The sequence below is a fragment of the Streptomyces cinnamoneus genome (assembly GCF_002939475.1).
In the GTDB taxonomy this organism is placed as follows: Bacteria; Actinomycetota; Actinomycetes; order Streptomycetales; family Streptomycetaceae; genus Streptomyces; species Streptomyces cinnamoneus_A.
The window spans coordinates 220,810-244,409 of the sequence record NZ_PKFQ01000001.1 but is presented as its reverse complement, the minus strand read 5'-3'; the positions used below and the strand labels follow the sequence as shown (position 1 = coordinate 244,409).

At 72.3% G+C, this 23,600-nt stretch carries 20 protein-coding genes and 1 pseudogene; 9 read left to right on the top strand and 12 right to left on the bottom strand.

Annotated elements, in window-relative coordinates; genetic code table 11:
- Positions 1-5: 5 nt before the first annotated feature.
- Both CYQ11_RS01275 and CYQ11_RS01270 read right to left on the bottom strand, forming a co-directional pair.
- Positions 6-668, bottom strand: a complete 663-nt coding sequence (locus CYQ11_RS01275) for a response regulator (RefSeq protein WP_099199235.1) — start codon at positions 666-668, stop codon at positions 6-8.
- Positions 665-1,840 (bottom strand): sensor histidine kinase, encoded by a 1,176-nt coding sequence (locus tag CYQ11_RS01270; RefSeq protein ID WP_099199234.1) that lies wholly within the window; start codon positions 1,838-1,840, stop codon positions 665-667. The genes CYQ11_RS01275 and CYQ11_RS01270 overlap by 4 nt, the downstream gene beginning before the upstream one ends.
- Positions 1,841-2,049: 209 nt before the next feature.
- On the opposite strand from CYQ11_RS01270, the gene CYQ11_RS01265 reads away from it, so the two are divergent.
- From CYQ11_RS01265 to CYQ11_RS30095, 3 genes and pseudogenes are all read left to right on the top strand, one after another.
- A complete protein-coding gene (locus CYQ11_RS01265; RefSeq protein ID WP_181143537.1) occupies positions 2,050-2,967 on the top strand; it encodes an ATP-binding cassette domain-containing protein in 918 nt (305 codons plus the stop codon).
- Positions 2,964-3,788: an ABC transporter permease gene (locus CYQ11_RS01260; protein WP_099199232.1), complete on the top strand. Its 825-nt coding sequence runs from the start codon at positions 2,964-2,966 to the stop codon at positions 3,786-3,788. Before CYQ11_RS01265 ends, CYQ11_RS01260 begins: the two co-directional genes overlap by 4 nt.
- Positions 3,789-3,806: 18 nt before the next feature.
- A pseudogene (locus CYQ11_RS30095) lies at positions 3,807-3,977 on the top strand (phosphotransferase); the annotation flags it as partial.
- Between the two features lie 34 nt (positions 3,978-4,011).
- Here the strand turns inward: CYQ11_RS30095 and CYQ11_RS01250 are convergent.
- Positions 4,012-4,734, bottom strand: coding sequence for a DUF899 domain-containing protein (locus CYQ11_RS01250; RefSeq protein WP_099199231.1), 723 nt, complete (start codon positions 4,732-4,734; stop codon positions 4,012-4,014).
- A gap of 189 nt (positions 4,735-4,923) precedes the next feature.
- Complete coding sequence (locus tag CYQ11_RS01245) at positions 4,924-5,346, bottom strand: MarR family winged helix-turn-helix transcriptional regulator (RefSeq protein WP_099199230.1); 423 nt, start codon at positions 5,344-5,346, stop codon at positions 4,924-4,926.
- A 98-nt stretch (positions 5,347-5,444) separates the two neighbouring features.
- Here CYQ11_RS01245 and CYQ11_RS01240 point away from each other — a divergent pair, with 98 nt between their 5' ends.
- Complete coding sequence (locus CYQ11_RS01240; protein ID WP_243469260.1) at positions 5,445-6,470, top strand: YhgE/Pip domain-containing protein; 1,026 nt, start codon at positions 5,445-5,447, stop codon at positions 6,468-6,470.
- An 84-nt stretch (positions 6,471-6,554) separates the two neighbouring features.
- On the opposite strand, the gene CYQ11_RS01235 is transcribed toward CYQ11_RS01240, so the two are convergent.
- Positions 6,555-7,439 carry a LysR family transcriptional regulator gene (locus CYQ11_RS01235; protein WP_099199229.1) on the bottom strand — a complete coding sequence of 295 codons (885 nt, stop codon included), beginning with the start codon at positions 7,437-7,439 and terminating at the stop codon, positions 6,555-6,557.
- A 212-nt stretch (positions 7,440-7,651) separates the two neighbouring features.
- On the opposite strand from CYQ11_RS01235, the gene CYQ11_RS01230 reads away from it, so the two are divergent.
- Complete coding sequence (locus tag CYQ11_RS01230) at positions 7,652-8,824, top strand: MFS transporter (RefSeq protein ID WP_205041806.1); 1,173 nt, start codon at positions 7,652-7,654, stop codon at positions 8,822-8,824.
- A gap of 44 nt (positions 8,825-8,868) precedes the next feature.
- On the opposite strand, the gene CYQ11_RS01225 is transcribed toward CYQ11_RS01230, so the two are convergent.
- Positions 8,869-9,606, bottom strand: a complete 738-nt coding sequence (locus CYQ11_RS01225; RefSeq protein ID WP_099199228.1) for an SDR family oxidoreductase — start codon at positions 9,604-9,606, stop codon at positions 8,869-8,871.
- 197 nt (positions 9,607-9,803) lie between these two features.
- Between CYQ11_RS01225 and CYQ11_RS01220 the strand changes: the two genes are divergently transcribed.
- The gene (locus CYQ11_RS01220; protein WP_099199227.1) at positions 9,804-10,631 is read left to right on the top strand and encodes a helix-turn-helix transcriptional regulator; all 828 of its coding nucleotides are present in this window, start codon (positions 9,804-9,806) and stop codon (positions 10,629-10,631) included.
- 145 nt (positions 10,632-10,776) lie between these two features.
- Here the strand turns inward: CYQ11_RS01220 and CYQ11_RS01215 are convergent, their stop codons facing one another.
- From CYQ11_RS01215 to CYQ11_RS01195, 6 genes are all read right to left on the bottom strand, one after another.
- Positions 10,777-14,652: an nSTAND1 domain-containing NTPase gene (locus tag CYQ11_RS01215; protein WP_275666393.1), complete on the bottom strand. Its 3,876-nt coding sequence runs from the start codon at positions 14,650-14,652 to the stop codon at positions 10,777-10,779.
- A 312-nt stretch (positions 14,653-14,964) separates the two neighbouring features.
- Positions 14,965-15,846: a helix-turn-helix transcriptional regulator gene (locus tag CYQ11_RS01210; protein ID WP_099199225.1), complete on the bottom strand. Its 882-nt coding sequence runs from the start codon at positions 15,844-15,846 to the stop codon at positions 14,965-14,967.
- Positions 15,847-15,973: 127 nt separating this feature from the next.
- Positions 15,974-16,735, bottom strand: a complete 762-nt coding sequence (locus CYQ11_RS01205; RefSeq protein ID WP_099199224.1) for an SDR family oxidoreductase — start codon at positions 16,733-16,735, stop codon at positions 15,974-15,976.
- Positions 16,736-17,086: 351 nt separating this feature from the next.
- On the bottom strand, positions 17,087-18,352 hold the full coding sequence (locus CYQ11_RS01200; protein ID WP_181143534.1) for an MFS transporter: 1,266 nt from the start codon (positions 18,350-18,352) through the stop codon (positions 17,087-17,089).
- Positions 18,349-18,627, bottom strand: coding sequence for a hypothetical protein (locus CYQ11_RS29330; protein ID WP_181143533.1), 279 nt, complete (start codon positions 18,625-18,627; stop codon positions 18,349-18,351). Before CYQ11_RS29330 ends, CYQ11_RS01200 begins: the two co-directional genes overlap by 4 nt.
- Before the next feature lie 551 nt (positions 18,628-19,178).
- The gene (locus CYQ11_RS01195) at positions 19,179-19,664 is read right to left on the bottom strand and encodes a carboxymuconolactone decarboxylase family protein (protein ID WP_099199222.1); all 486 of its coding nucleotides are present in this window, start codon (positions 19,662-19,664) and stop codon (positions 19,179-19,181) included.
- A gap of 172 nt (positions 19,665-19,836) precedes the next feature.
- On the opposite strand from CYQ11_RS01195, the gene CYQ11_RS01190 reads away from it, so the two are divergent.
- From CYQ11_RS01190 to CYQ11_RS01180, 3 genes are all read left to right on the top strand, one after another.
- A complete protein-coding gene (locus tag CYQ11_RS01190; protein ID WP_099199221.1) occupies positions 19,837-20,775 on the top strand; it encodes an RNA polymerase sigma-70 factor in 939 nt (312 codons plus the stop codon).
- A gap of 147 nt (positions 20,776-20,922) precedes the next feature.
- Positions 20,923-22,242 carry an outer membrane protein assembly factor BamB family protein gene (locus CYQ11_RS01185; protein WP_099199220.1) on the top strand — a complete coding sequence of 440 codons (1,320 nt, stop codon included), beginning with the start codon at positions 20,923-20,925 and terminating at the stop codon, positions 22,240-22,242.
- A 147-nt stretch (positions 22,243-22,389) separates the two neighbouring features.
- Positions 22,390-23,553: an AAA family ATPase gene (locus tag CYQ11_RS01180; protein WP_099199219.1), complete on the top strand. Its 1,164-nt coding sequence runs from the start codon at positions 22,390-22,392 to the stop codon at positions 23,551-23,553.
- The last annotated feature ends 47 nt before the right edge of the window (positions 23,554-23,600 follow it).

Sequence of the window (23,600 nt, the reverse complement as noted above, 5' to 3'; positions counted from 1 at the left end):
CGCCGTCAGTGAGGCACCGTGACGAGCCCCATCTCGTAGGCGGTGATCACGAGCTGGACCCGGTCCCGGGCGCCCAGCTTGGTGAGCAGCCGTGACACGTGCGACTTGGCGGTGGCCACGGTGATGAAGAGGTCCTCCGCGATCTCGGTGTTCGACCGGCCGCGTCCGACCAGGGTCAGTACCTCCCGTTCCCGCTCGGTGATGCCCTCGACCGGCCGTGGGGCGCCCTCCGGGGCGGCGTCCGGGCGCCCGACGAAGTCCGCGATCAGACGGCGCGTCACACTCGGTGCGATCAGGGCGTCGCCGGCGGCGACCACGCGGATCGCCGAGAGGATGTCGTCCAGCGCCATGTCCTTGACCACGAAGCCGCTCGCGCCGGCGCGGAGTGCGCCGTAGACGTGGTCGTCCTCGTCGAAGGTCGTCAGGACGAGGACGCGGGTCGTCGCCGGGCCGGCTGTAATCAGGCGGGTGGCCTCGATGCCGTCCATGCCGGGCATCCGGATGTCCATCACCACCACGTCGGGGCCGAGGTCGCCGACGAGCCGGACCGCTTCGGAGCCGGTGGCGGCCTCACCGACGACCTCCAGGTCGGGGTGGTCGGCCATGATCACGCGCAGTCCGGACCGCACCAGCGGCTGGTCGTCGGCGAGCAGGATCCGGACGGTCATCGGGCCTCCACCGGAACTCCGAGGGGTGCGGGCAGTGGCAGCCGGGCCGCCACCCGGAAGCCGCCTTCAGGGCGCGGCCCGGCGCTGAGGTGTCCGTGCAGCAGGCCGACCCGCTCGCGCATGCCGATGATGCCGAAGCCGTGGGCCGGGCCGTTCCCGGTGGCGCCACGCCCGTCGTCGACGACCTCCACGGACAGTTCCTCGTCCCCGTAGTCGACGGCCACCCGGCAACGCCCGGTGCCGGCGTGGCGGACCACGTTGGTCAGCGCCTCCTGCACGATGCGGTAGGCGGACAGGTCGATGTCGGCGGGCAGCGGGCGCTGTTCCCCACTGCGGCGCACGTCGACGCGTACCCCCGCGTCCGCGGTCGCCGCCGCCAGCCGTTCGAGGTCCGCCAGCCCCGGCGCGGGTGCGAGCGGTGACCGCTCCGAGGCGGTCACGCCGCGTTCGGCCTGGCGGAGCGAGACCACCGTGCGGCGTAGGCCCGACAGGGTCTCTCTGCTGGTGGTCTCGATGGTGCGCAGGGCTTCGCGGGCCTGCGCCGGCTGGGTCTGGATGACCCGGCTGCCCACACCGGCCTGGATGGCGATGACGCCGATGCTGTGCGCGACCATGTCGTGCAGCTCCCGTGCGATCCGCAGCCGTTCGGCGGTCACGGCCTCGGCCACCTCCTGCGAACGCAGCGCCACCGCGTGCTCGCGGCGCTCGCGACGGAGCAGACCGGCCATGCAGGACGCGGCCATGGCCAAGAGGGCGATCACGCCGGTGACGCTCAGGTCGTCCCCGTGTGCGAAGACGCCGATCATCAGGAGCTGTACGACGAAGGACACGGCGACGGCGACGGTCGAAGCCCGCCGCGCGCAGGTGGCGACGACGAAGCCCAGGACGAGGTCCACCGCCAGATACGACAGGAACTGGCCCTGGTACGAGGCTGCCGGGCTCTCGGGGGCGGAGCTCGGTGTGCCCACCACCACGGCAGTGGACCCGAAGAGTGCCACGGCCAGGGCCAGTAGCGGCATCCGTCGCACCACGCCGGCGAGCAGGCTCACGGCCAGCAGTGCCCCGACGCCGTGAACCGTGCCCGACGCCCGCGTCGCGCCCCCCACCAGCAGGCCCACCACGAGGAGGTAGGCGGCACCCCCCGCCCAGGCCACGGCCTTCGTGCTCGTCATCGGCGGCGTTCCCTCGTGGGAACAAGGCCGTGGCGCGCGACGCGCACGGGCAAAGCAATGATCGTTTCTGGTTTCACGCCGCGAGACTAACCGGCCACCGCCCGCGCGGCATCAGCCCGGGGACGTACGCCCACGGGCCAAGGCCGGCCGCGCGATTGCCGCCCACGGCCCCATGCCCGGGCCAGGGTCCTCCCGGCAGGGTGGGTGCCGTGATCGAAGTCAGCGAACTCACCAAGCGTTACGGCGGCAAGACGGCCGTCGACCACCTCTCCTTCACCGTGCGGCCGGGTCAGGTCACCGGATTCCTGGGCCCCAACGGAGCCGGCAAATCCACGACGTTGCGGATGATCCTCGGCCTGGACGCGCCCACCACCGGCGCCGCCACCGTCAACGGCGTCCCCTTCCACCACCACCCGCGCGGACTGCGACACGTCGGTGCCCTCCTCGACGCCGGACAGGTCCACGGCGGTCGCAGCGCCGCGGCCCACCTGTCCGCCCTGGCCCGCAGCAACGGCATCCCGCGCCGCCGGGTGGACGAGGTGCTCCAGGAAGTGGGGCTGGCCGAGGTGGCGAAGCGCCGCATCGGCGGATTCTCCCTCGGCATGAAGCAGCGGCTGGGGATCGCCACCGCCCTGCTCGGCGACCCACCCGTGCTCATGTTCGACGAGCCGGTCAACGGCATGGATCCGGAGGGCGTGCTCTGGGTACGCCGCCTGTTCCGGCGCCTCGCCGCCGAGGGGCGCACGGTCTTCCTCTCCAGCCATCTGATGTCGGAGATGGAGAACACCGCCGACCAACTGGTCGTGATCGGCCGGGGCCGTCTCATCGCCGCCGAGTCGGTACGGGACTTCGCGGCCCGTGGCACCCGGAGCAGCGTCGTGGTGGGGACGCCGCAGGCCGCCGAACTGGCAGCCGTGCTGACCGCGGCGGGCGCCTCGGTCGAGCCGGAAGGTTCGGCCGGCGCCGAGAAGCTCGCCGTGACGGGACTCCCGGCGGACCGGATCGGAGCGCTCGCCTTCGCGAACGGCGTCCGGCTGGACGAGCTGACCACCCGCACCGCCTCGCTGGAGGCGGCCTTCATGGAACTGACCGCCGACAGCGTCGAATATCTGGCAGGACCCCGATGACCACCCTCGCCTCCGTCCCTCCGGCCACCCCCGTCGCCGGGCCGCCCGCTCGTTTCCGCGACCTGCTCTCCGCCGAGTGGATCAAGATGCGGTCCCTGCGCTCCACCCCGTGGACGATCGCTCTCACCGTCCTGTTCGTCATGGGGGCCGCCGCCGTGGCCACGCTGACGGACCACGCCCCGCGCTCCGGACCCGCCGACTTCCTGCCCTACGACGCCTTCCCGCAGGCCGGCTCCTGGACGTTGATGCTCGTCGCCGGCAGCGCCGGCGCCCTCACCGTCGTGAGCGAGTACAGCAGTGGACTGATCCGCACCACCACCGTGGCCGTCCCCGCCCGCGGCTCCCTGGTGCTGGCCAAGGCGGCCGTCGTCGCCGGGCTGTGGACCGCGGTCGGCGCGGTCGTCTCCACCGGTTCGTTCCTGGTCTCCCAGGCCGTCCTGCACGGGCGGCACGCCGCCGTTCCGCTCACGCACCCCGGCGTGTTCCGGGCGCTGGCGGCCACCGCGTTGCTGGCCCCGGTCAGCGCACTGGTCGGTCTGGGCCTCGGCGTTCTGCTCCGGCACGCCGCCGCCACCATGGTCGTCAGCGTCTTCGCCCAGCTGATGCTGCCCACCATGTTCTCGGAGAGCAACTGCTGGTCGGCGGACGTCAAACACGCCATGGTGGCGGCCGCCTGGAGGCGCCTGGTCCAGAACTGGGAGCCGGATCCCGGATCCCTGGGCTACAGCGCCACGGTCTCCGGCTCCTGGACCGTGTTCGCCCTCTGGCCGCTGATCGCGGTCGCGCTCGCCGTGCTCGCCGTGAGGCGCCGCGACGTGTGAACGTGCGGGGCCGGCGAGCCGGCCGAGGGGAGGGAGGCCTTCCGCGAGGCGCTCGGCGGCGACCTGGAGCCGCGGCCGGGGGCGCCGCTCTCCCAGGCGCTGTTCGCGCTGCCGTCCTACCGGAAGACCAACCCGGCCATGGCCCACAACGCCCGGCACGTGATCCGGGCGGTGCTGGAGGAGCGCTGACGCCCCCGACCGTCGCCCGCCGAAGTCCTGTCCGTCACCGCTGGCCCCGGGGACCCCGTCGGGTCTGGGCCGTCCACTCCGGCGCGGGTTCGGCGTCGCCGTACGCGTCATGCCAGTTCCACCATTCGTACGGCGGGGTCTGGGGGTAGCCCTCGGGGGAGTCCTCCCACGTCTCCTGCCGTCCGAGTGCGGTCATGTCGAGGTAGCTCCAGGTGTTTCCCAGCGCCTCGTCGCCGCGGGCGTTGACGAAGTAGGTGCGGAACACCTTGTCGCCGTCGCGGATGAACGCGTTGGTGCCGTGCCACTCGTCCACACCGAAGTCGGCGTCGAAGCCGTCGGTCATCGTGTACCAGGGCATCGTCCAGCCCATCCGCGCCTTCACGCGCTCGATGTCCGGTTGCGGCGCGCGGGAGGCGAAGACGAGAGTGGTGTCGCGTGCCCGGAGGTGGGCGAGGTGGCCGACGTGGTCGGCCACCATGGAGCAGCCGCGGCAGGCGTGGTCGGGCCACCCGAACACGCCGGGCTCGAAGAAGGCACGGTAGACGATCAGCTGGCGGTGTCCTCCGAACAGGTCCAGCAGACTCGCCCCGCCCTCGGGCCCCTCGAACGCGTACTCCTTGTCCACCGCCGTCCAGGGCATCCGCCGACGCTTGGCGGCCAGCGCGTCACGGGCGCGGGTCAGCTCCTTCTCCTCGCCCAGCAGCCGCTCGCGCGCGGCCTCCCACTCCTGCGGTGAAACGATCGGGGGTGTCTTCATGGCGCTGTCCGCCTTCCAGGTCGGTCCGCTCGGCAGGCCCCCGTTCCAGGGTCGGGCGGTACCGGTGGGAGCGCACGCCGGTGCGCGTGCGACCGAACGCGGCCTCTGGCGTGTGCGCGGCATGAGGGGCTCCGAGCGGGCCGGTGTCCGACGGGCCGTCGCCCGTCGGACCCGGCCGGCGGTGAGGCGTCACGCCCGGTCGTTGTAGCGCAGCAGATAGCCGGCGAAGCGCGCCAGGTCCTCCGCGGTCCAGTCGGCCAGCCGCTCCTGGAAGGCGGCGCGCCGGTGGTCGCTGACCTGGCCGAGGGCGGCGCGGCCGCCGGCGGTCAGGTGCAGGATGTGCGCGCGCTGGTCGCCGGGGTCGGTGCGGCGCTCGACCAGGCCCAGTTCCTCGAGGGTGGTGACCTGGCGGCTGATCGTCGACTTGTTCAGCAGGAACTGCTCCGCGAGGGCGGAGGGCCGGCATCCGTCGCTGTCCTCCAGGTGTGCCAGCAGGGCGTAGGACACCAGGGAGAGCTCCGGGTGCAGCCGGGCGGCGGCCGCCCGCGCCCGGCGGGCGAAGGCCGTGAGCTCGCGCTGGATGATCTCCAGGGATTCGTCGCGATCGGGCACCAGTGGCTTCCTTTCCCAGCTTGGTTGTATAGTACAACTTAAATGAAGTAGTTGTAAAAGCCAACCACCTCCCGATGTGCGGGAGCAGAGGATCGCCCATGAAGTCCCCCACCGGCGGCGCCCTGCGCCACGTCCTGACCCACCTGCTCACCCCCCTGCTGATGTGCGTCGGCATGGGCCTGGCCTACCTCGGCGCCTTCGCCGAACCCCACCCCCACGACCTGCCCGTCGCCGTCGTCGGCTCGGGCCCCCAGGCCCACGCCCTCACCCGCACCCTGGCCGACCGGGCGGGGGACGAGCTCGACGTCCGCACCGTCGCCACCCGCGCCGAGGCGGAGGAGCAGCTGCGCCACCGGGACGTCTTCGGCGCGTACGTGCCCGACGAGCGCACCCCCGAGCTGCTCGTCGCCACGGCCGGCTCCGACACCACCGCCGCCGTGGTCCAGAAGGTCTTCACGCCGGTCGCCGCGCACCAGCACGCGCCGCTGAAGGTCACCGACGTCGTCCCGCCGTCCCGGCACGACCCGACCGGGCAGGGCCTCTTCTTCCTGCTGGTCGCCCTCAGCATCGGCTCGTACGCCTCGGTCGCCGTCATCGGCGGCGCCGGAGGCGTCCTGCCCCTGCGGACAAGGGCCCTGCTCGCCGCGGGCACCTCGCTCGTGGTCAGCGTCGTCGGCGCCGCCCTCGCCGGTCCTGTCTTCCACCTCGTCGACCACGACCTGGCCGGACTGTGGGCACTGGGCTGGCTCTACTCGGCCGGTGTGCTGCTGACCGGAACCGGACTGCACACGTTCCTCAAGCGGTGGACCACGCTCGGCGTGATGGTGCTGTTCGTCATGCTGAACTTCACCAGCTCCGGCGGCGTCTTCCGCCCCGAACTGCAGAACGGCCTCTTCGCCACGCTGCACGACGTCTGGAACGGCGCCGCCTTCGTCGAGGGCGCCCGCAGCCTCGTCTACTTCGACCGCACCGGCCTGGGCGGCCACGTCCTGACCCTCGCGGTGTGGCTCGTCATCGGCGCGGCCGTCGTCGCCCTGGCCTGGGCCGTCGAGCGGCGCGGGACGAAGGCGCAGGTCGCGGCTGCCGAGGCGGAGGAGGAGATGGAGGAGGCGGTGGCGGTGTGACCCCGGCGCGCCCGGGGCACCTCCGGGCACCGCAGCCGTGGTGAGGGAGGCGCTCCCGCAGGGCGCACCGTTCCGGTGCGCCCGTCACGCGTGCGGCTCCGCCCCGGCGCCGAGTTGGGAGAGGAACGCCGCCGCGGCCGGGGAGGGCCCGAGCGTGCTCCACACCAGCAGTTCCACCCGGGAGGGCGCGTCCCGCACCCGCAGGGCGTGCACGCCGTGCAGTGTCGTGGCGATGGCCTTGGGGACCATGCCGACGCCGAGGTTCGCGCGCACGAGCTTCACCAGGGACTCGACGTCGGTCACCTCGAAGGGCGAGTCCGTCACCAGGCCGGCCGCCTCGAACGCCGCGGCGCGCTGCTGTCGCGCCGCCGATCCCTTGGGGAAGTCGACGAACGACTCACCCGCCAGTCGTTGCAGGTCCGTGCGCCGGCGCCCGGCGAGCGGGTGCTCCGGCGCCACCACGGCGACCAGCTCGTCGTGGGCCAGCTCCTTGTGGTGCAGGCCGCGCGGGCGCGTGCCGGGGACCAGGCCGATGAAGGCGACGTCGAGGGTGCCCTGACGCACCCCCTCGATGAGCGCCTCGCTCATGTCCATGCGCAGACTGATGCGCACCTTCGGGTAGCGGCCGCGGAAGAGCCCCAGTTCGTGGGCGAGGTCCACCGCGGCGACGGTGGAGATGGCGCCGATCGCCAGCCGGCCCCGGACTTCGCCCGTCACCGCGTCGACCTCGGCGCGTGCCCGGTCGGCCGCCTCCAGCGCCTGCCGCGCGACCGGCACGAACGCCGCGCCCGCCGCCGTGAGCCGCACACTGCGGCTCGTACGGTCGAACAAGCGCGCCCCGAGCTCCTTCTCCAGGCGGGCGATCTGGTGGCTGAGTGCGGACTGGACGACGTGGCAACGCTCGGCGGCGCGGGTGAAGCCGCCGGTCTCGGCGACGGCGACGACGTAGCGCATCTGCTGGAGCTCCATCTCATCAACCGTAATCCGCGATCGATGAGATGAAAATTATGTATTGGACTCATGGATCTGCCCCGGGCGACACTCCCTGCATGTCACACGCACCTCACACGTCACTCGCGCCCGAGAACACGGGCGAGAACACACGTGAGAACCCAGGCGAGAACGCGGAACCCACCCAAGCGGGACCGGGGGGAGGGCTGGGCCGCGGAACCCTCCTGCTGATGGCCGTGGCCTGCGGTCTCTCCGTCGCGGGCAACTACTTCGCGCAGCCGTTGCTGGACGTCATCGGCCGGGACCTGCACATGAGCTCCGCCGTGTCGGCGCTGGTGGTCACCGTCGCCCAGGTCGGGTACGCGCTCGGGCTCATACTCCTCGTCCCCCTCGGGGACCTCCTGGAGCGCCGCCGGCTGGCGGTCGTCCTGTGTGCCGCGACCGCCGTCTTCCTCGCCGTGACGGCGAGCGCGGTCAACGCCGCCGGTCTGCTGATCGGCACCGCCCTCACCGGCCTCACGTCCGTCGCCGCCCAGGTCGTCGTCCCGTACGCGGCCACCCTCGCCGCGCCGGAGAAGCGCGGTCGCACGGTCGGCACGGTGATGGCGGGCCTGCTGCTGGGCATCCTGCTGGCCCGCACCGCCGCGGGACTCCTCTCGGACCTCGGCGGCTGGCGCACCGCCTACTGGGTCAACGCCGCGCTCATGGCCGTCATGGCGCTCCTGCTGCGGCTCGCCCTGCCCCGCCTGCGCACCCGCGCCGGGCTGACGTACCCGAAGCTGCTGGGCTCGACCATGGCGCTCTTCGCCCACGAGCCGGTGCTGCGCCGCAAGGCCACCCTGGGCGCCCTGTCCTTCGCCGCGTTCAGCGTGCTGTGGACGGCGCTCACCTTCCTGCTGTCCGGCCCCGCCTATGGCTGGTCCGAGTCCGCGATCGGAATGCTGGGCCTGCTCGGCGCCGCGGGCTCCCTCTCCGCCTCCGTGGCCGGGCGACTCGTCGACCGGGGGCTGGCCCACCGGGTCACCGGCATCGCGGCATGTCTGCTGCTCGCGTCCTGGGCGCTTCTCGGACTCGGCGGCCCGGGCGGCGCCTTGGCCCTCACCGCGCTGCTCGCGGGCGTCGTCGTGCTCGACGCCGCCGTCCAGGGCGTGCACATCAGCAGCCAGAACCTCGTCTACGCGCTCCGTCCCGAAGCCCGCAACCGCCTCAACTCCGCCTACATGACCTCCTACTTCGTCGGCGGCGCCGTGGGATCGGCCCTCACGTCCGCCGTCTGGAACGCGGCGGCGTGGCACGGGGTGTGCGCCCTGGGCGGCACGATCTCCGCCGCCCTGGTGACGGTGTGGCTGACCGAACACCGTGCCGCCGGCCGTACGTCGTCACAGGGCACCGTCGGTGTCTGACCGGCCCGCGACGCGGGGCCTGCCGGCTGGTGTCAGCCCTGATGTCAGGTCTGGGCGGTGGGACGGATCACGATCTCGTTCACATCGACGGTGGGCGGCTGCTCGATCGCGAACGCGACCGCCTGGGCGACGGCCTCCGGCGGGATCGCGATCCGGTCCCGGGTCCGCGTGATCTCCTCTCTGACCCGCTGGTTGGTGGAAGCGCCGGCGAACTCGGTCCCGACGATGCCGGGCGAGACGGTGGTCACCCGCAGGCTGTCGCCGGCTTCCTGGCGCAGCCCTTCGCACAGGGCGCGGACCGCGAACTTCGTAGCGGCGTAGACCGCCATGGACGGCACGACCCGGAACGCGGCCGTGGAGGCGACCGTGACGAAGTGCCCACCGCCCCGCGCCCGGAAGACCGGCAGTGCGGCGCCGATGCCGTGCAGGACCCCCTTGAGGTTGACGTCCACCATCTGATCCCACTCGTCCACGCGCAGATCGTCCAGGGGCGAGATGACCCCGGCACCGGCGTTGGAGACCAGCACGTCCAGCCGCCCGAAACGCTCCTCGGCCAGCCCGACGAGCGCGAGCAGATCCTCCCGCCGCGTCACGTCCGTGCGCTGGTACACGGCCGAGCCGCCCGCCGCCTCGATCCGGGCGGCCACGTCCGCGAGCCGTCGGGTCCGGCGCGCGCCCAGGACGAGGCGCGCGCCCCGCCCGGCGAGCAGCAGCGCGGTCGCCTCTCCGATGCCGCTGCCGGCCCCTGTGACCACCACGACCTTGCCATCGATTCCCGACACGACGCCTTCACGCTTCCTTCCGACAGGGGCCCGGGCCGCTCCCACGCCCCGTCCGCGGGCCAGGGTCTCCCGGCCGCGGCGCGGGCCGGGGCACCGGCCCTGGAAGAGGGCCGCCACCCGGCTCGGGCACCAGCCTGCCAAGGGTCCAGCCTGGTATACAGAGCCTGTCTATTCTGGAACCAGGAGTGCCATCCGCCGTGCCGAAGAACCCTCACCAACGCCGTGAGCTGGGTGCTTTCCTCCGCAGCCGCAGAGAACGGACCACTCCCGAGCAGGTCGGCCTGCCCCGGAGCTCCCGGCGCCGCACCCCCGGCCTCCGCCGGGAGGAGCTGGCGCTGCTCGCCGGCATCAGCGCCACCTGGTACACGTACCTGGAGCAGGGCCGGGACATCCGCGCCTCGGACCAGGTCCTCGACGCCCTCGCGTCGACGCTGCGGCTCGACCGGAACGAGCGCGCGCATCTGCGCCAACTCGCCGGCCACGCACCGGCCGTGGAGATCGAAGAACCCGAACAGCTCACGGCCGCGGTCGCCGCGGTCCCGCTCCTGCTCCAGCCGAATCCGGCGTACGTCATCGACGGCACCTACGACGTGCTCAGCCTCAACCCGGCGGCCGACGAGCTGTTCCCCCACCTCACCTCGGCGGGGGACCGGCGGGCGAACATGGCCCGCTGGGTGTTCCTCGAACCGGCGGCCCGGGAGGTCCTGGCCGACTGGGAGGCGGAAGCACGCGGCCTGCTCGCCCGGCTGCGGACACTGGCCGGTCGCCACCACGACGACACCCGCTACACCACGCTGATCGACGAGCTCACGGCAGCGAGCCCGGAGGCCCGTACGTGGTGGCCGCGCCACGACGTACAGGCCCGGCACAGCGGCCGCAAGCGGTTGCGACGCCCCGGGCACGGCGTGACCACCTTCGCGTACACGGCTTTCCACGTGGCCGAACGACCGGAACACACATTGGTGATCTACACCAGCGAACAGGAAGCGACCCCCACCGGCGGACGGGCCGCAGACCGCGCCTGAACCGCTGCCACAGGCACCCAGCGGCCCGAACAGCGTGCTCCACGGCCCGACCCGGCACTCCGGGGGCGGGCCCCGCGGGCAGTGCCACCACCTCTTCCGCTCGGGGGCGGGGCGGGGCCGGTGTCCCTCGGCCAGATGGCGACGGTCACGAACAGACACCCTTCGCCGCAGCGTGCGGAACGATCCGCGCCCAGCCTTGCGCCTTGCTCTCCTGGCAGACGTGCTGGACGACGTCGTTCACGTCGATCTCCCACAGAAGCGCGGTACCGGTCGCACTCCCGGTGGCGAGAGTGTGGCCGTCCGGGCTGAAGGAGGGGGCTCGGACGTCGGCTTGTGAGGTGAGGGAGGCGCTGCGCCGCCGTGACGCCACGTCCCACAGGAAGGTGGTGCGGTCAGGGCTCGTCGTGGCCAGGGTCCTGCCGTCAGGGCTGAACGCCACACCGACGACCGCACGCGAATGTCCGGTGAGTCGCGCTGTCTGCTGGTGCGTGGTGGCATCCCACAGGAGGGTCGTACGGCCGTAGTCGCCCGTGGCGACGGTACGGCCGTCGGGGCTGAAGGCCACGCAGAGAACCTGCCAGCCATGGGCGAGCACGGCGTTCTGCCGACCGCTGCGTGTGTCCCACAGCCGCGCGGTGCGGTCGAGGCTGCCGGTCGCGAGTGTGCGGCCGTCGGGGCTGAACGCCACGTCGAGCACGGAGGCCGTGTGCCCGGCGAGCGTGGCTGTCACCCGCTGGGTCCTCGCGCCCCAGAGCTTCACCGTGTTGTCGTCCCCAGCCGTGGCTATGGTCCGGCCGTCGGGTGAGAAGGCCCCGGCGTTGAGCCCGCCTTGCTGAGTGGCGACGGTGCCGCGCTCCCTCTTGCCCGCCACGTCCCACAGTTCCATCGAGCCGCCGGCCCCCACGACGGCGAGCGTGCCGCCGTCAGGGGAGAAAGCCAGGGCCGCGACTTCCCCGAGGTGGGTGGTGAGGGTGGCGACTGGTTTCACGGGCTCGGCCGCGTACGCCGCGTACAGGGCGACGGCGGCGTCGCGGCCGGAGACAGCGAGGAGGTTCCCGCGTCGGCTGAAGGCCGTGGCCGTAGCAGGAGCGACTTCGCCGCCGAAGCCGGCGATCTGCCGGCCTGTGGAGGTCTCCCACACACGCATGTCGGGCTTGTCGCCTTCGGTGTTGCCGGTGGTGGCGAGGAACCGGCCGTCCGGGGAGAAAGCCGCCCCGAGCAGTTTGTGCTTGCCGTCCATGCTGCGGGTCTGCCGCTGTCCGGCCACGTCCCACAGCCGCGCGGTGGCATCGAAGCCGACCGTCGCCAAGGTGTGGCCGTCGGGAGAGAACGCCACTTGGTAGACGGAGTCGGTATGACCGCTGAGCACGGCCGTCAGCTGGCGTGAGCGCGGATCCCACAACCGGGTCGTCCGGTCCGTACCACCGCTGGCCAGGGTTCTGCCGTCCGGGGAGAAGGCCACGGAGATGACGGTGCCGGTGTGACCGCCCAGGGTTGCGGTCCCGCGTGGCTCGGCTGTGTCCCACAGCCGCACGGTGCGATCGGAGCCGGCGCTGGCCAGCGTGTGACCGTCCGGGGAGAAGGCCACGCTCACCACGTCGTCCGTGTGACCGGTGAAAGACGCGATCTCGCGGTGGGATCGTGTGTCCCACAGCCGCACGGCGCGGTCGTTTCCAGCTGTCGCCAGCATGCGGCCGTCCGGGCTGAAGGAGACTGCATTCACGTTGTTGTTGTGCCCGGTGAGCGTGGCTGTCACTTTACGGGTCATCAGGTCCCATAACTTCACACTTTGATCGTCGCTCGCGGTGGCCAGTATGCGGCCGTCCGGCGAGAAGGCGACGTCTTCCACGGCATCCGTGTGCCCTGTCAGCGTCGCCGTCATCTGCCGCGTGGCCGCGTCCCAGAGCTTGACCGCCCGGTCGGCGCCGGCTGTGGCTATCAGGTGTCCGTCCGGGCTGAAGGCCATCCTGTTGACGAACGAGCGGTGTGCTTTGAGGTCGGCGGACCGGTAGCCCGCGTAGGCGCTGAGGAGAGTGCTGCGCGCTTCAGCGGTGTGGGCTTGGCGGAAGGCTCTCACGGCCAGGAGAGCCGCGGCTTGCGGATGGTCGGTCCTCACTGCGTCGGCTTGTGCGGCGAGTTCACGGGAAACGGCGAGGTGGCGCTGGTGCTCGGCCGCTCGGCTCTGCTGGAAGGCGACGCCGCCGGCCACGAGAGAAAGGACGAGCAGGGCCGTGAGACCGGAGGTCAGGACGCGGAGGCGGCGCAGACGCCGCTTCTCCTTGAGTTCCTCGGCTGTCTCAAGTGCGCGGCTTGCCTCCAGGAACCTCCGGGAGGCCGGGGCGAGGTCCGCCTCGTCCTGGGGGTTGGCGAGGGCTTCGAGGGCTGCGGCCAGGCGGGGGCCGCGGTAGAGCAGACTGGGGTCGTGGCCTTCGTCCTGCCACGCGGCGGCGGCTTCAGCGAGGCTCTGACGGGTGCGCAGGCCCGCCCGGTCGTCGTCGATCCACCGGCGAAGACGCGGCCAGGCGTGCAGCAGGACTTCGTGGGCGATCTCGACGTGCTCGGCGTCCACGATGAGCAGGCGTGCCCGGGTGAACGCCTCGATGACGGCCTCGGGGTCGCCGGGCCGGAAGGTGCCGGCTTCCAGGAGATCCTGCCGCCGGCAGGGCCGGCTCGTCTCCCTGTCCTCGCCGACCTGGATCAGCTGCAACAGGACACGCCGGGCGGCGGCCTGCTGCCGCGCCGAGAGGGAGGTGTGGGCCCGCTCGGCGGTGGCGGCCACGGCGCCGGAGACGCCTCCGGTCAGCCGGTAGCCGTCGACGGTCAGGGTGGCGTTCTCACGGTGCTGCCACGTGCTGAGCAGGGCGTGGGACAACAAGGGGAGCGCTCCGCCTGGGGCCGCACCGGCATGTGCCACCTGGCCGGGCATCAGGCCGATGTCGCGGAGCAGGATCTCGACCAGGCCTGGTTCGACCTCCAAGCCGGCCGCGCGGGCCGGTCTCGTGACGGCCACACGCACATGGGCGTCGTCCATCGGCCCCACCGTGACGTGGCCGCGCTGAAGGGACGCGGCCAGCCCGGGGAAGGCCAGGCAGCGGTCGTAGAAATCGGCCCGGACCCCGAGGACGACGAGTGCCGACGGAAGTCCCGCTCCGTCATCTTCGCGTCGTGCCGTCAGGGACAGCAAGGCCTGGACGAAGGCCGCCCGTTCCCCGTCGTCGGAGCAGAGCATGAAGGCTTCTTCGAACTGGTCCACCACGAGGACCAGGGCAGCTGCCTCACCGGTGGCGGAACCATACGCAGCCTTGCCGTGGGCGGTGGTCGGACCGGCCGCCCGCCGCATCCCCTCCACCGCAGCGCACACCGCGGTGGCCAGAGCGCCCCCTCCTTCTTCGTGTGCCTTGGCGAGCAGTCGGCGGGACGCCCCGGTCGCGACGGCTATCCGGTTCAACAGTTCCTCAAGAGGATGCTCACCCGGGGTGAGCAGTGCCACGGGCCAGGCCTGCGATCCGGTGACGGGCAGCACTCCACGCGCCAGGGCAGGCAGCAGTCCCGCCCTCAGCAACGAGGACTTTCCCGCCCCCGACGGGGCCATCACCAGCAAAGGCCCTGGCGTCCGAAGCCGCTCCGCCAACTGCGAGACCACTTCCGCGACGGCCTCGTCACGCCCGAAGAACCACTGCGCGTCCCCCGCTCCGAACGGGGACAGTCCCCGATACGGACACCTCTCCGCTCCCCGGGCTCTGCGCCCGTTGCCTTTGACGGCCGGCAGGACCAGCTGTGCCAGCTCCCCACCTGTCTCCAGCACCTGATCGCAGCCACGGGCCAGTTCCACGGTCAACGGCTTCTCGCCGTTTTCCACCTTGCTCAGATACCCCTTGCTGTAGAACGCGAGCCGGGCCAGCTTGGCCAACGACACGCCGCGTTCGAGTCGCCTCCGGCGTAACCGCTCACCTGCCTGAGCCGGTCCCGAAGGCAGAGCCTCTGCTGGGGAATCGCCAGGGGCCTGGCCTCTGTCGTTCACTGACGGGTCCCCTCCTCGCACGTCTGGCCCGGGACTCACCTCACCGGGAAAGCCCCGTCCCACCGCCGACGCTGATGCCACGCCTTCAAGGACGTCGGTCAACGCCCCCCAGAAGATCGTTTCAGCGCGGAGCGCACGGGAGCAATGGCTCTTCAGGCCGCCGTGCGGCGGCCTGAAGGGCGGCCACGGAAGGCGGCGCGACGCGCGGGAACCCGTCGGCAGGCACGGTGCGGAAGCGGTCCCACAAGGGGTGACGAGGGTCCGCACGTGGTCCGTACGCGCTCCGTATGTGGCCCGTACATGCCCGAGGCCTCAGTGGGGCCGAGCGGGGTGTGGGGTGGTGGTCGCCGTCGGGGCCGCCCAAGCCAGCAGCATCTTCAGGGCGTCGTGCGAGGGGGTGCCGGGTGCCGCGGCGTACGTGATCAGCGCCTGGTCCGGATCGTCCGCGGCGCGCAGGGTGTCGTAGGTGAGGGCCAGGTCGCCGACGACGGGGTGGTGGAACCTCTTGGTCCCCGAGGTCTTGTCCTGCACGGGATGCTCGGCCCACCAGCGGCGGAAGTCCTCACTCCTCGCCGACAGCTCGCCGATCAGACGCGCCAACTGCGGGTCGTCGGGATACCGGCCGGCCTCCCACCGCAGGTAAGCGACGTTCTCCCGGGCGCAGGCCCTCCAGTCCGTGAAGAGCTGGCGGGAGGCGGGGTCGAGGAAGGTGATGCGGGGGATGTTGCGCTCGGAGGGTTCGAGGGACGCGTAGTCGCCGAGGAGGGCGGAGGCGGCCGCGTTCCAGGCGAGAACGTCCATGCGCCGCCCCATCACCACGGCCGGGACGTCCCGCAGCTCCTCCAGCAGCCGCAGCAGCATGGGGCGTGGCTGCTGCTGTCCGGGCCGGGCCCGGGGAGCGGGCCGCGTCACGGCGCGGGGCTGCGCGAGGCGGTGCAGGTGCCGGGTCTCGTCCTCGTCCAGGCGCAGGGCGCGGGCGAGGGCGTTCAGGACGTCCGACGAGGGGTTGGCCGCGCGGCCCTGCTCTATGCGGATGTAGTAGTCGACACTGACGCCGGCGAGTTGGGCGATCTCCTCACGGCGCAGTCCGGCGACCCGGCGCCGGCCGCCGAGATCGGGCAGGGCGACGTCTTCGGGGCGCAGACGGGCACGGCGGGTCCGCAGGAACGCGCCCAGGTCGATGACAGGACTCATAGGGCGATTGTGCCTGGTCGCACGGGTGGTGAGCCTGGCTCTGCCAGGACCAGGCTCACCCAGCGCGCCACGCCGAAGGTGCCTCCCGGGCGACCGGCCGGGCGCGGTGGGCCGCCGGGGAGAGGCGTCAGGCCTGGCGGGTCGGCAGGACGACCGACTGACGCAGGTTGACGTGCCGGGGACGGCTGACGGTGTACGCGATGAGGTCGGCGACGTCCTCGGAGGTGAGGGCGGGGATCGCGGTGAACATCCCGCCGAGCTGCTCGCGCAGGGCCGGGTTGTCGATGTGCCCACCGAGTTCGGTGTCGGTCAGGCCCGGCTCGACGGCGCTGACCCGGACGTCGCGCGGGCCCAGCTCGGTGCGCAGCGCGGCGGACAGCTGGGTCACGGCGGCCTTGGTGGCCCCGTACACGGCGTAGTCGGGGAAGAGGACATGGGACGCGATGGAGGAGACGTTGACCAGGTCGGCGGTGCGGCCGTCGGCGGCGGCCGCGGTGAGGTCGGGCGTGAAGGCGTGGACGACGCGCAGGACACCGGTGAGGTTGGTGTCGATCATGCGGGTCCACTCGTCGAGCCGGCCGTCGGCGAGGGGGTTGGCCAGCATCACGCCGGCGTTGTTGACCACCAGGTCGACCCGCCCGTAGGCGTCGTGCACGGCCTTGGCGGCGGCGTCGACGGAGGCCTGGTCGGTGACGTCGGCGGTGACCGCGAGGGCCTGGCCCCCGGCGGCGTTGATGTCCGCGGCCAGCGCGTCCAGCCGGTCGGCGCGCCGGGCGAGCAGGGCGACGCGGGCGCCGCCCGCCGCGAGCTGACGGGCGGTGGCCGCGCCGATGCCGCTGGCGGCTCCGGTGACGACGGCGGTGCGGGCGGCGAGGGCGGGGTAGGACATGGGGTGCTCCTGGGGTGTGCTGTGTGGGCCGGCCCGGTGGATCGCGGCCTGGTGGGGCGGCGGGTGCCCCGGGCGGACCGGTGCGGTGGGCCGCTGCGCACTACTCTCCGCCCGGACTGGGGCAGCGATCCAGAGCTCTGTGGTTCCTGGGAAAGCCAGTACCACCCTTGCCGAGGTGGTGGCGCCCGTAGACCGCCCATGAGTGTTCGTTCACGGTCGTGTCGGCCGTATCGGCGGTTTCCTCCACAGCGTCTTCCCTCCCAGAAGTCGTCACGGCAGTCTCCTTCGACAGGGGCAGTTGCGAACGGCGCTTCCGGCAGTGCTTCCGGCACCGTTGCGGTGCGGCCCTGGTCAGGCGGTGGTGGGCGGGGCCGCAGGGGTCTGGTGCAGGGTGCGCGGGGAGGAGCAGAGGAGCACCAGGAAGGGCGCGGCCAGGGCGGCGGTGCCCAGGGCGAGGGAGTTCCACAGGCCCAGCCAGGTTCCTGTGGCTCCGGCGAGGAGGGCGGCGAGGGGGCGGGTGCCGTAGGTGATCCACTGGCCGGTGGCGAGCATGCGGCCCTGCATGCCGGGCTCGCACACGGCTTGGCGGATGCTGCGCTGGGTGGACCCCTGGGCGGTGGCGCATGCCAGTTGGACGAACAGGCCCGCAGCGATCGCCACCTGCCCCGGACGGCCGGGCCCCACGAGCAGCAGCGGCACCTCGGTGAAGGGGGTGATGGCCAGCGCGGAGAGCATGACCCGGGCCGACCCGTACCGGTCCACGAGCCGGCGCACGGTCAGTGCGCCGGCCACCCCACCGAGCGCGGCCACGCTCAACAACGTGCCCAGGGTCGTGGCGGAGTAGTGGAGGTCGCGCAGCAGGTACACCGACCACAGGGTGGTCAGGAAGGCGAAGACACCGGTGTAGGCGGTGCCGGTGAGCAGCAGCGGCCGGATGGTGGGGTGCCGCACCACGTACCGCACCCCCTCCTTCATCTCACCGAGCAGCGAGCCCGCTCGTGCCGACCGGCTCGGTGCCGGTTCGGGCGTGCGAATGCCGCCCAGGAGGAGAGCGCAGACGAGGTAGGAGGCGACGTCGAGGCAGACGGCACGGGCGGCGCCGCAACCAGCCACCACGACACCGCCGAGCTGGGCGCCGGCGCTGTCGGCCAGGGAGGCGACGGCCCCGACCTTCGCGTTCGCCTCCAGCAGTCGTTCGCCGGGCAGGAGGGACGGCAGGTAGCTGATGCGGGTGGTGGAGGCGAAGAGACTGGCGGTCGAACCCGCCAACGCCACCGCGTAGAGCAGGGGAAACGACAGGTGATCTGCGGCATCGGCCAACGGGACCGCCGCGAACACCGCGCCGCAGACCAGTACGGCCCCGATCATCACGGGCCGTTTGCGGTGCCGGTCGGCCAGCGCCCCGGCGGGAAGCGCCACCAGCAGTGGCGGCAGTCTCTCGGCGAACGACAGCAGTGAGACCTCCCACACGGAGGCGTGCAGGGAGACCACGGCGATCAGCGGTAGCGCCACGGAGGTGACGCCGCTGCCCACGATGTCGACCGCGCAAGCGGACCAGTAACGGACGAAGTCCCCGTGCCGCCACAGACTGCCCGTTCCCGCCGGGGTGCTTTTCACCGCGCGTCGCTCCTCTCCGCCGCGTCGGCCGGCCGGCCCTGGCCCGGGAGGGCGACGTCCTGGAACTGGGCGCGCTGCATCAGCGCCATGGCCCACAGGGACATCGCGAAGAACGCCTGGTGGTGGTCCGCCCACCGCGCGTTGTACAGCAGCGGGCCGCCGAACAGCAGCTTCTCGGACTCCGAGCCTTCGCCCGTCTCCGGGGACGCACCGGACGCGCCGAGCTTGCTCTTCACGCCGTGCTGCACACAGTGCTTCAGGCCACGCGCACTCATGCCGACCACCCCGCCGAGGACGTACTGAGACCGGCGCGAGGCAGCGTCAGGGGTTGGTCTTCGAACGGCAAGGGCGCCTCCGTAGTGATCGGGTGACGTTCGTTGCGGTGATGCACTGCGCCTCCTCATTGACGAGCCAGGTCGGACGGGTGCTCGGAAAAACGACCCCCGATCGGGTCCGTCACGGCCCCGGGAGGGCGTTGAGTCGCACAGGAATTCGAGCGAACGTCAACTGGCCCGCCGCCGCTGGGCGAGCAGGCCGGAGGCCGGTGTGCGATTCACCCTGGCGTGGCCTCTCACCCGATCCGGGACTTGTGTTGCGTACGGAAACGGCAGGGTGCCGCCCCGCGCCCGCGTGGCCACTGGCGGGCGGAGGTTACGGCTTTGCAGGTGGCCGGGTGACGCTCTGGGTCCGGCCCCGCGTCACGGGCTGCCCAGGCCCGGCAGCGCTCCGGAGCCGGCACCACCGGCTGAGCGGCAAGCCGCGTCCGGACATGCGCGAGCCCGGCCCGGATCGAACGATCCTGGGCCGGGCCGGATTCCTCCGCGGATCAGTTGAGCGCGGCGGCGAACATGCCGGCCTCGTAGGAACCACCCCGCTGGTGCACGATCACGGCGAGCCGGTTCGCCGCGTTGACCAGGGCGACCAGGGAGACCAGCGCGGCGGTCTGGTCGTCGTCGTAGTGCTTGCGCACCTCGGCCCATGTCCCGTCGGACACACCCTCGTGGGCGTCCGCGAGCCGGGTGCCCTCTTCGGCGAGCGCCAGCGCGGCCCGCTCGGCCTCGGTGAACACCGTGGACTCGCGCCAGGCGACGACCAGACTGAGGCGGACCGCGGTCTCACCGGCGGCCGCCGCCTCCTTGACGTGCAGGTCGATGCACCAACCGCAGCCGTTGATCTGGCTGACGCGCAGTGCCACCAGCTCCTGTGTGGAGCGCGGCAGCGGCGACTGGTGGATCACCATGCTGGCGTTGGCGAACCGCTTGGAGAACTTGGCGGCGAGCTCGTTGTCGAACAGGTTGAATCGGGCGTCCATGACGTCGTCCTCACTCGTGGTGCTTACTGAACGAACACGAGATGCCGGCGACCCGCTCCTTGTGACGGGGCGGCGATGTGACGTGTGCCACCGCCCACGGGTGTCACAAAGCCGCGGGGGCCGGCGTCTTGTGCGCGTGGCACCGTGGAGAGAGAACAGGCAGGAGCGATCAGTGAAGAGCGAGCACAGCGAGCGCACAGAGGAGACGGCCGGGCGGCTCGCCGAGGACAGCTGCGCGGACCCCGCCACCGAGACGTTCGTCGCCCACCGCAACCTGTTGTTCACCGTCGCCTACGAGATGCTCGGCTCGGCCGCCGACACGGAGGACGTCCTGCAGGAGACCTGGTTGCGGTGGGCCGGGGTCGATCTCGGCACGGTGCGGGACCAGCGCGCGTACCTGGTCCGGATCACCACGCGCCAGGCGCTGAGCCGGCTGCGTACGCTCGGCCGCCGCAGGGAGTCCTACGTCGGTCCCTGGCTGCCCGAGCCGTTGCTGACCGCCCCGGACGTGGCTGAGGACGTCGAGCTGGCCGACAGCGTCTCGATGGCGATGTTGCTGGTGCTGGAGACGCTCGCGCCCACCGAACGGGCGGTGTTCGTCCTGCGCGAGGTGTTCGACCTCGGATACGACGAGATCGCCGAAGCCGTCGAGAAGAGCCCGGCCGCGGTCCGCCAGATCGCGCACCGCGCACGGGCACACGTCGCGGCGCGCCGGCCGCGCGGCGTCGTCTCCCCGGCCGAGACCCGGGACGCGCTCGACGCGTTCCGACGGGCCACCGAGACGGGCGACCTGCAGAGCCTGCTCGACATCCTCGCGCCGGATGTCGTCTTCCTGGGTGACGGTGGCGGAGTCAAGCAGGCCGTCCTGCGGCCCGTCGTGGGAGCGGACAAGGTGGGCCGTCTGCTGGCCGCCGGCTTGGGCAGGATCACCGCGGAGTCGCTGCGGCCGGCACAGGTCAACGGCTACCCGGCGCTGATCCTCCGGCAGGACGGCGAGATCGACACCGTCGTGGCGGTGCGCATCGACGACGGCCTGATCACCGGGTTCTACGCCGTGCGCAACCCTGAGAAACTGTCACACATGGAGGGGGAGAACGCCCTGTGCCGCTGAGCGCGGGGCGCAGCTCTCAGGACTGACTCCGGGCGGAAGGCGGGGGTTTCCCCGCCCCATCCACGGTGAGGACACAGCGAAACCGGCTCTGACCTGCGGAGGGGACCGAAGGAGGCAGGGGGAGGGCGGCGCTGTAAGTTAACGGGAATGTCCCTGAATTCCAACAGTCGGTTTCGCCCGTCCCGGCGGACGTTCCTCCTCACCGCGACAGCGGGCGCCCTGGGCGTCGGCGGTTACACAGGGTGGGAACTCCTCCGGGACAAGGACGTCGCCGTCCCGCCAACGCGGGCGCCGCTGTGGGACTTCGAGGCGCGGCAGACCGGTGGAAGGCTGAACTTCAGCCTGGCCGTCGACGGCGGCGGCGTCTTCGCCGCCACGAGCTCTCCCGGCATCCTCGCGCTGGACGCCACCACCGGGCGCAAGCGCTGGAGCGCACGGCTCGGTGAGGGATCGTGGGAGAGCGGTTCCGTGACGGTCGCCGACGGTTCGGCGTATCTCGTCACCGCCACCGGAGCCGTGCAGGCGTACCGCGCGGACGACGGAGAGCTTCTGTGGTCCGCCCGGGAGCTCGGCAGTGGATACTCCGGCGCGGCGGCGGTGCTCGGTTCCACTCTCTGCGTCCAGCTGACCCGGTACGTCGACGACGAGGGGCCCGGCAAACCAGGGGCGCTGTGCGGCCTGGACTCCGCCACCGGGCGCGTGCGCTGGACAACACCGGCCTCCGGCATCTTCCAGCCGCTGCCCGGCCGGCAGCTCCTCTTCGCCCGTACCGGCGAGCTCACCGACGAGACACACGACGCCCGCCCCGTGGGCGCCGTCAACCCGCTCACCGGGGCGGTGGCCTGGGAGGCCCCGGCCTCCGCCGACGAGGAGACCATCGGTCTCTCCCCTGACGGCGACACCGTCTACCTGCTGGACGAGGAGCACCGGCTCTGCGCCTACGCCACCGGCACCGGCGAGCGGCGGTGGCGGGTGCCCGCCATGGACGGCGTGATCACCGTCACCGAGGACGGCGGCACCGTCTACGTGTGCACCTATCGGGGCGACCTCGCGTCCTACGACGCCCGCAGCGGTGAGCGGCGCTGGCGCCGGACGGTGGCCAAGGGCTACAGCCGCCCCGCCGTCGCCCACCGCGACGGCCGCGTCTTCATCACCTCAGGCGACGGGTACGGCTTCGACTCCTTCTTCGGCATGGGCGGCGAGCGCGGCTACGTACTGGCCCTGGCCGCCGACAGCGGCAAGGAGCTGTGGCGTGTGAACCGCATGGAGCCCTGCTCGTCGCCCCCCACGGCCGTCGGCGACGACGTCATCGTGACCCACTCGGCGGACTGGTGGGCCTACGACGCGAGGACCGGCAAGCCCCGCTGGCGGCTGGCCGCCGCCTCCTCCATCACGGCCGACCCCTATGTCGCCTCAGGTGTCCTGTACGGGCTGTGCGATGACGGGATACGGGCCGCACGGCTGTGACATGAGCCCACGGGCCCCGGCCGGCGGCCGGAGCGGTGCCGCACGTCCTCGTTGTCAGACCCCCTTGGCAGACTGAGAGGAAAGATCCACCGACCCACTGATCCGCCCCGGTTCCCTCCCGAACCACCGCTCGTACCGAAGGGCGCCATGCTCACCACCCTCGCCGTCGAGAACTACCGCTCCCTGCGCCGCCTGATCGTCCCGCTGGGCCGGCTCAACGTGATCACCGGCGCCAACGGCTCGGGCAAGTCCAGCCTCTACCGGGCCCTGCGCCTGCTGGCCGACTCGGCCAGGGGCGGCGCCGTCGCTGCGCTGGCGCGCGAGGGCGGTCTGCCGTCGACCCTGTGGGCGGGGACGAAACGCGGCGCCGGCAAGTCCCCGGCCGCCAGTCTGCGGCTCGGCTTCGCCGGGGACGAGTTCGGCTACGCGGTCGACTTCGGACACCCGGTCCCCACCTCGGGCCTGGGCGGCGCGCCCTCGATGTTCGCCCGTGACCCGGAGATCAAACGGGAGTGCACCTGGGCCGGCCCCGTCCTCCGCCCGTCCGCCCTGCTCTCCGACCGCTCCGGCCCCGCCGTGCGCACCCGCACCGCCGACGGCAGCTGGCACCAGTCGGTCAACGCCCTTCGCCCCTACGACAGCATGCTCGGCGAACTCGCCGACCCCCGGCTCGCCCCCGACCTGCTGCGCCTGCGCGAGCACATGCGCTCCTGGCGCTTCTACGACCACGTGCGCACCGATGCCCAGGCCCCCGCCCGCAGCGCCCGGACCGGCACCCGCACCCCCGTGCTCGGACACGACGGCGCCGACCTGGCGGCCGCGCTGCAGACGATCCGTGAAACCGGCGACCCCGGGGCGCTGGACGCCGCCGTCGACGCGGCGTTCCCCGCCAGCAGCGTGGAGATCACCAGCGAGGCAGGCCGCTTCGAGCTCTGGCTGCGCCAGCCCGGGCTGCTGCGCCCGCTCAGCGTGGCGGAGCTGTCCGACGGCACGCTGCGCTACCTCCTGTGGAGCGCGGCCCTGCTCACTCCCCGGCCGCCGGCGCTCCTGGTCCTCAACGAGCCGGAGTCCAGCCTCCACCCCGACCTGCTTCCCCCACTCGCCGACCTGATCCTCACCGCGGCCCGGGACACCCAGATCGTGGTGGTCACGCACGCGCCGGACCTGGTCGACGCCCTCACCGGGGCGGCCCCGGACCACCGGCTCGACGTCAACGCCGTCACCCTGGTCAAGGACTCACTCGGCCAGACGGACGTCGCAGGCCGCGACAGCATGCTGGACGAGCCGCTGTGGCACTGGCCCAAGCGCTGAGCCGGCGGACACCACGGGGACAGCGGACGCACAAGGGGGGCGCGGGC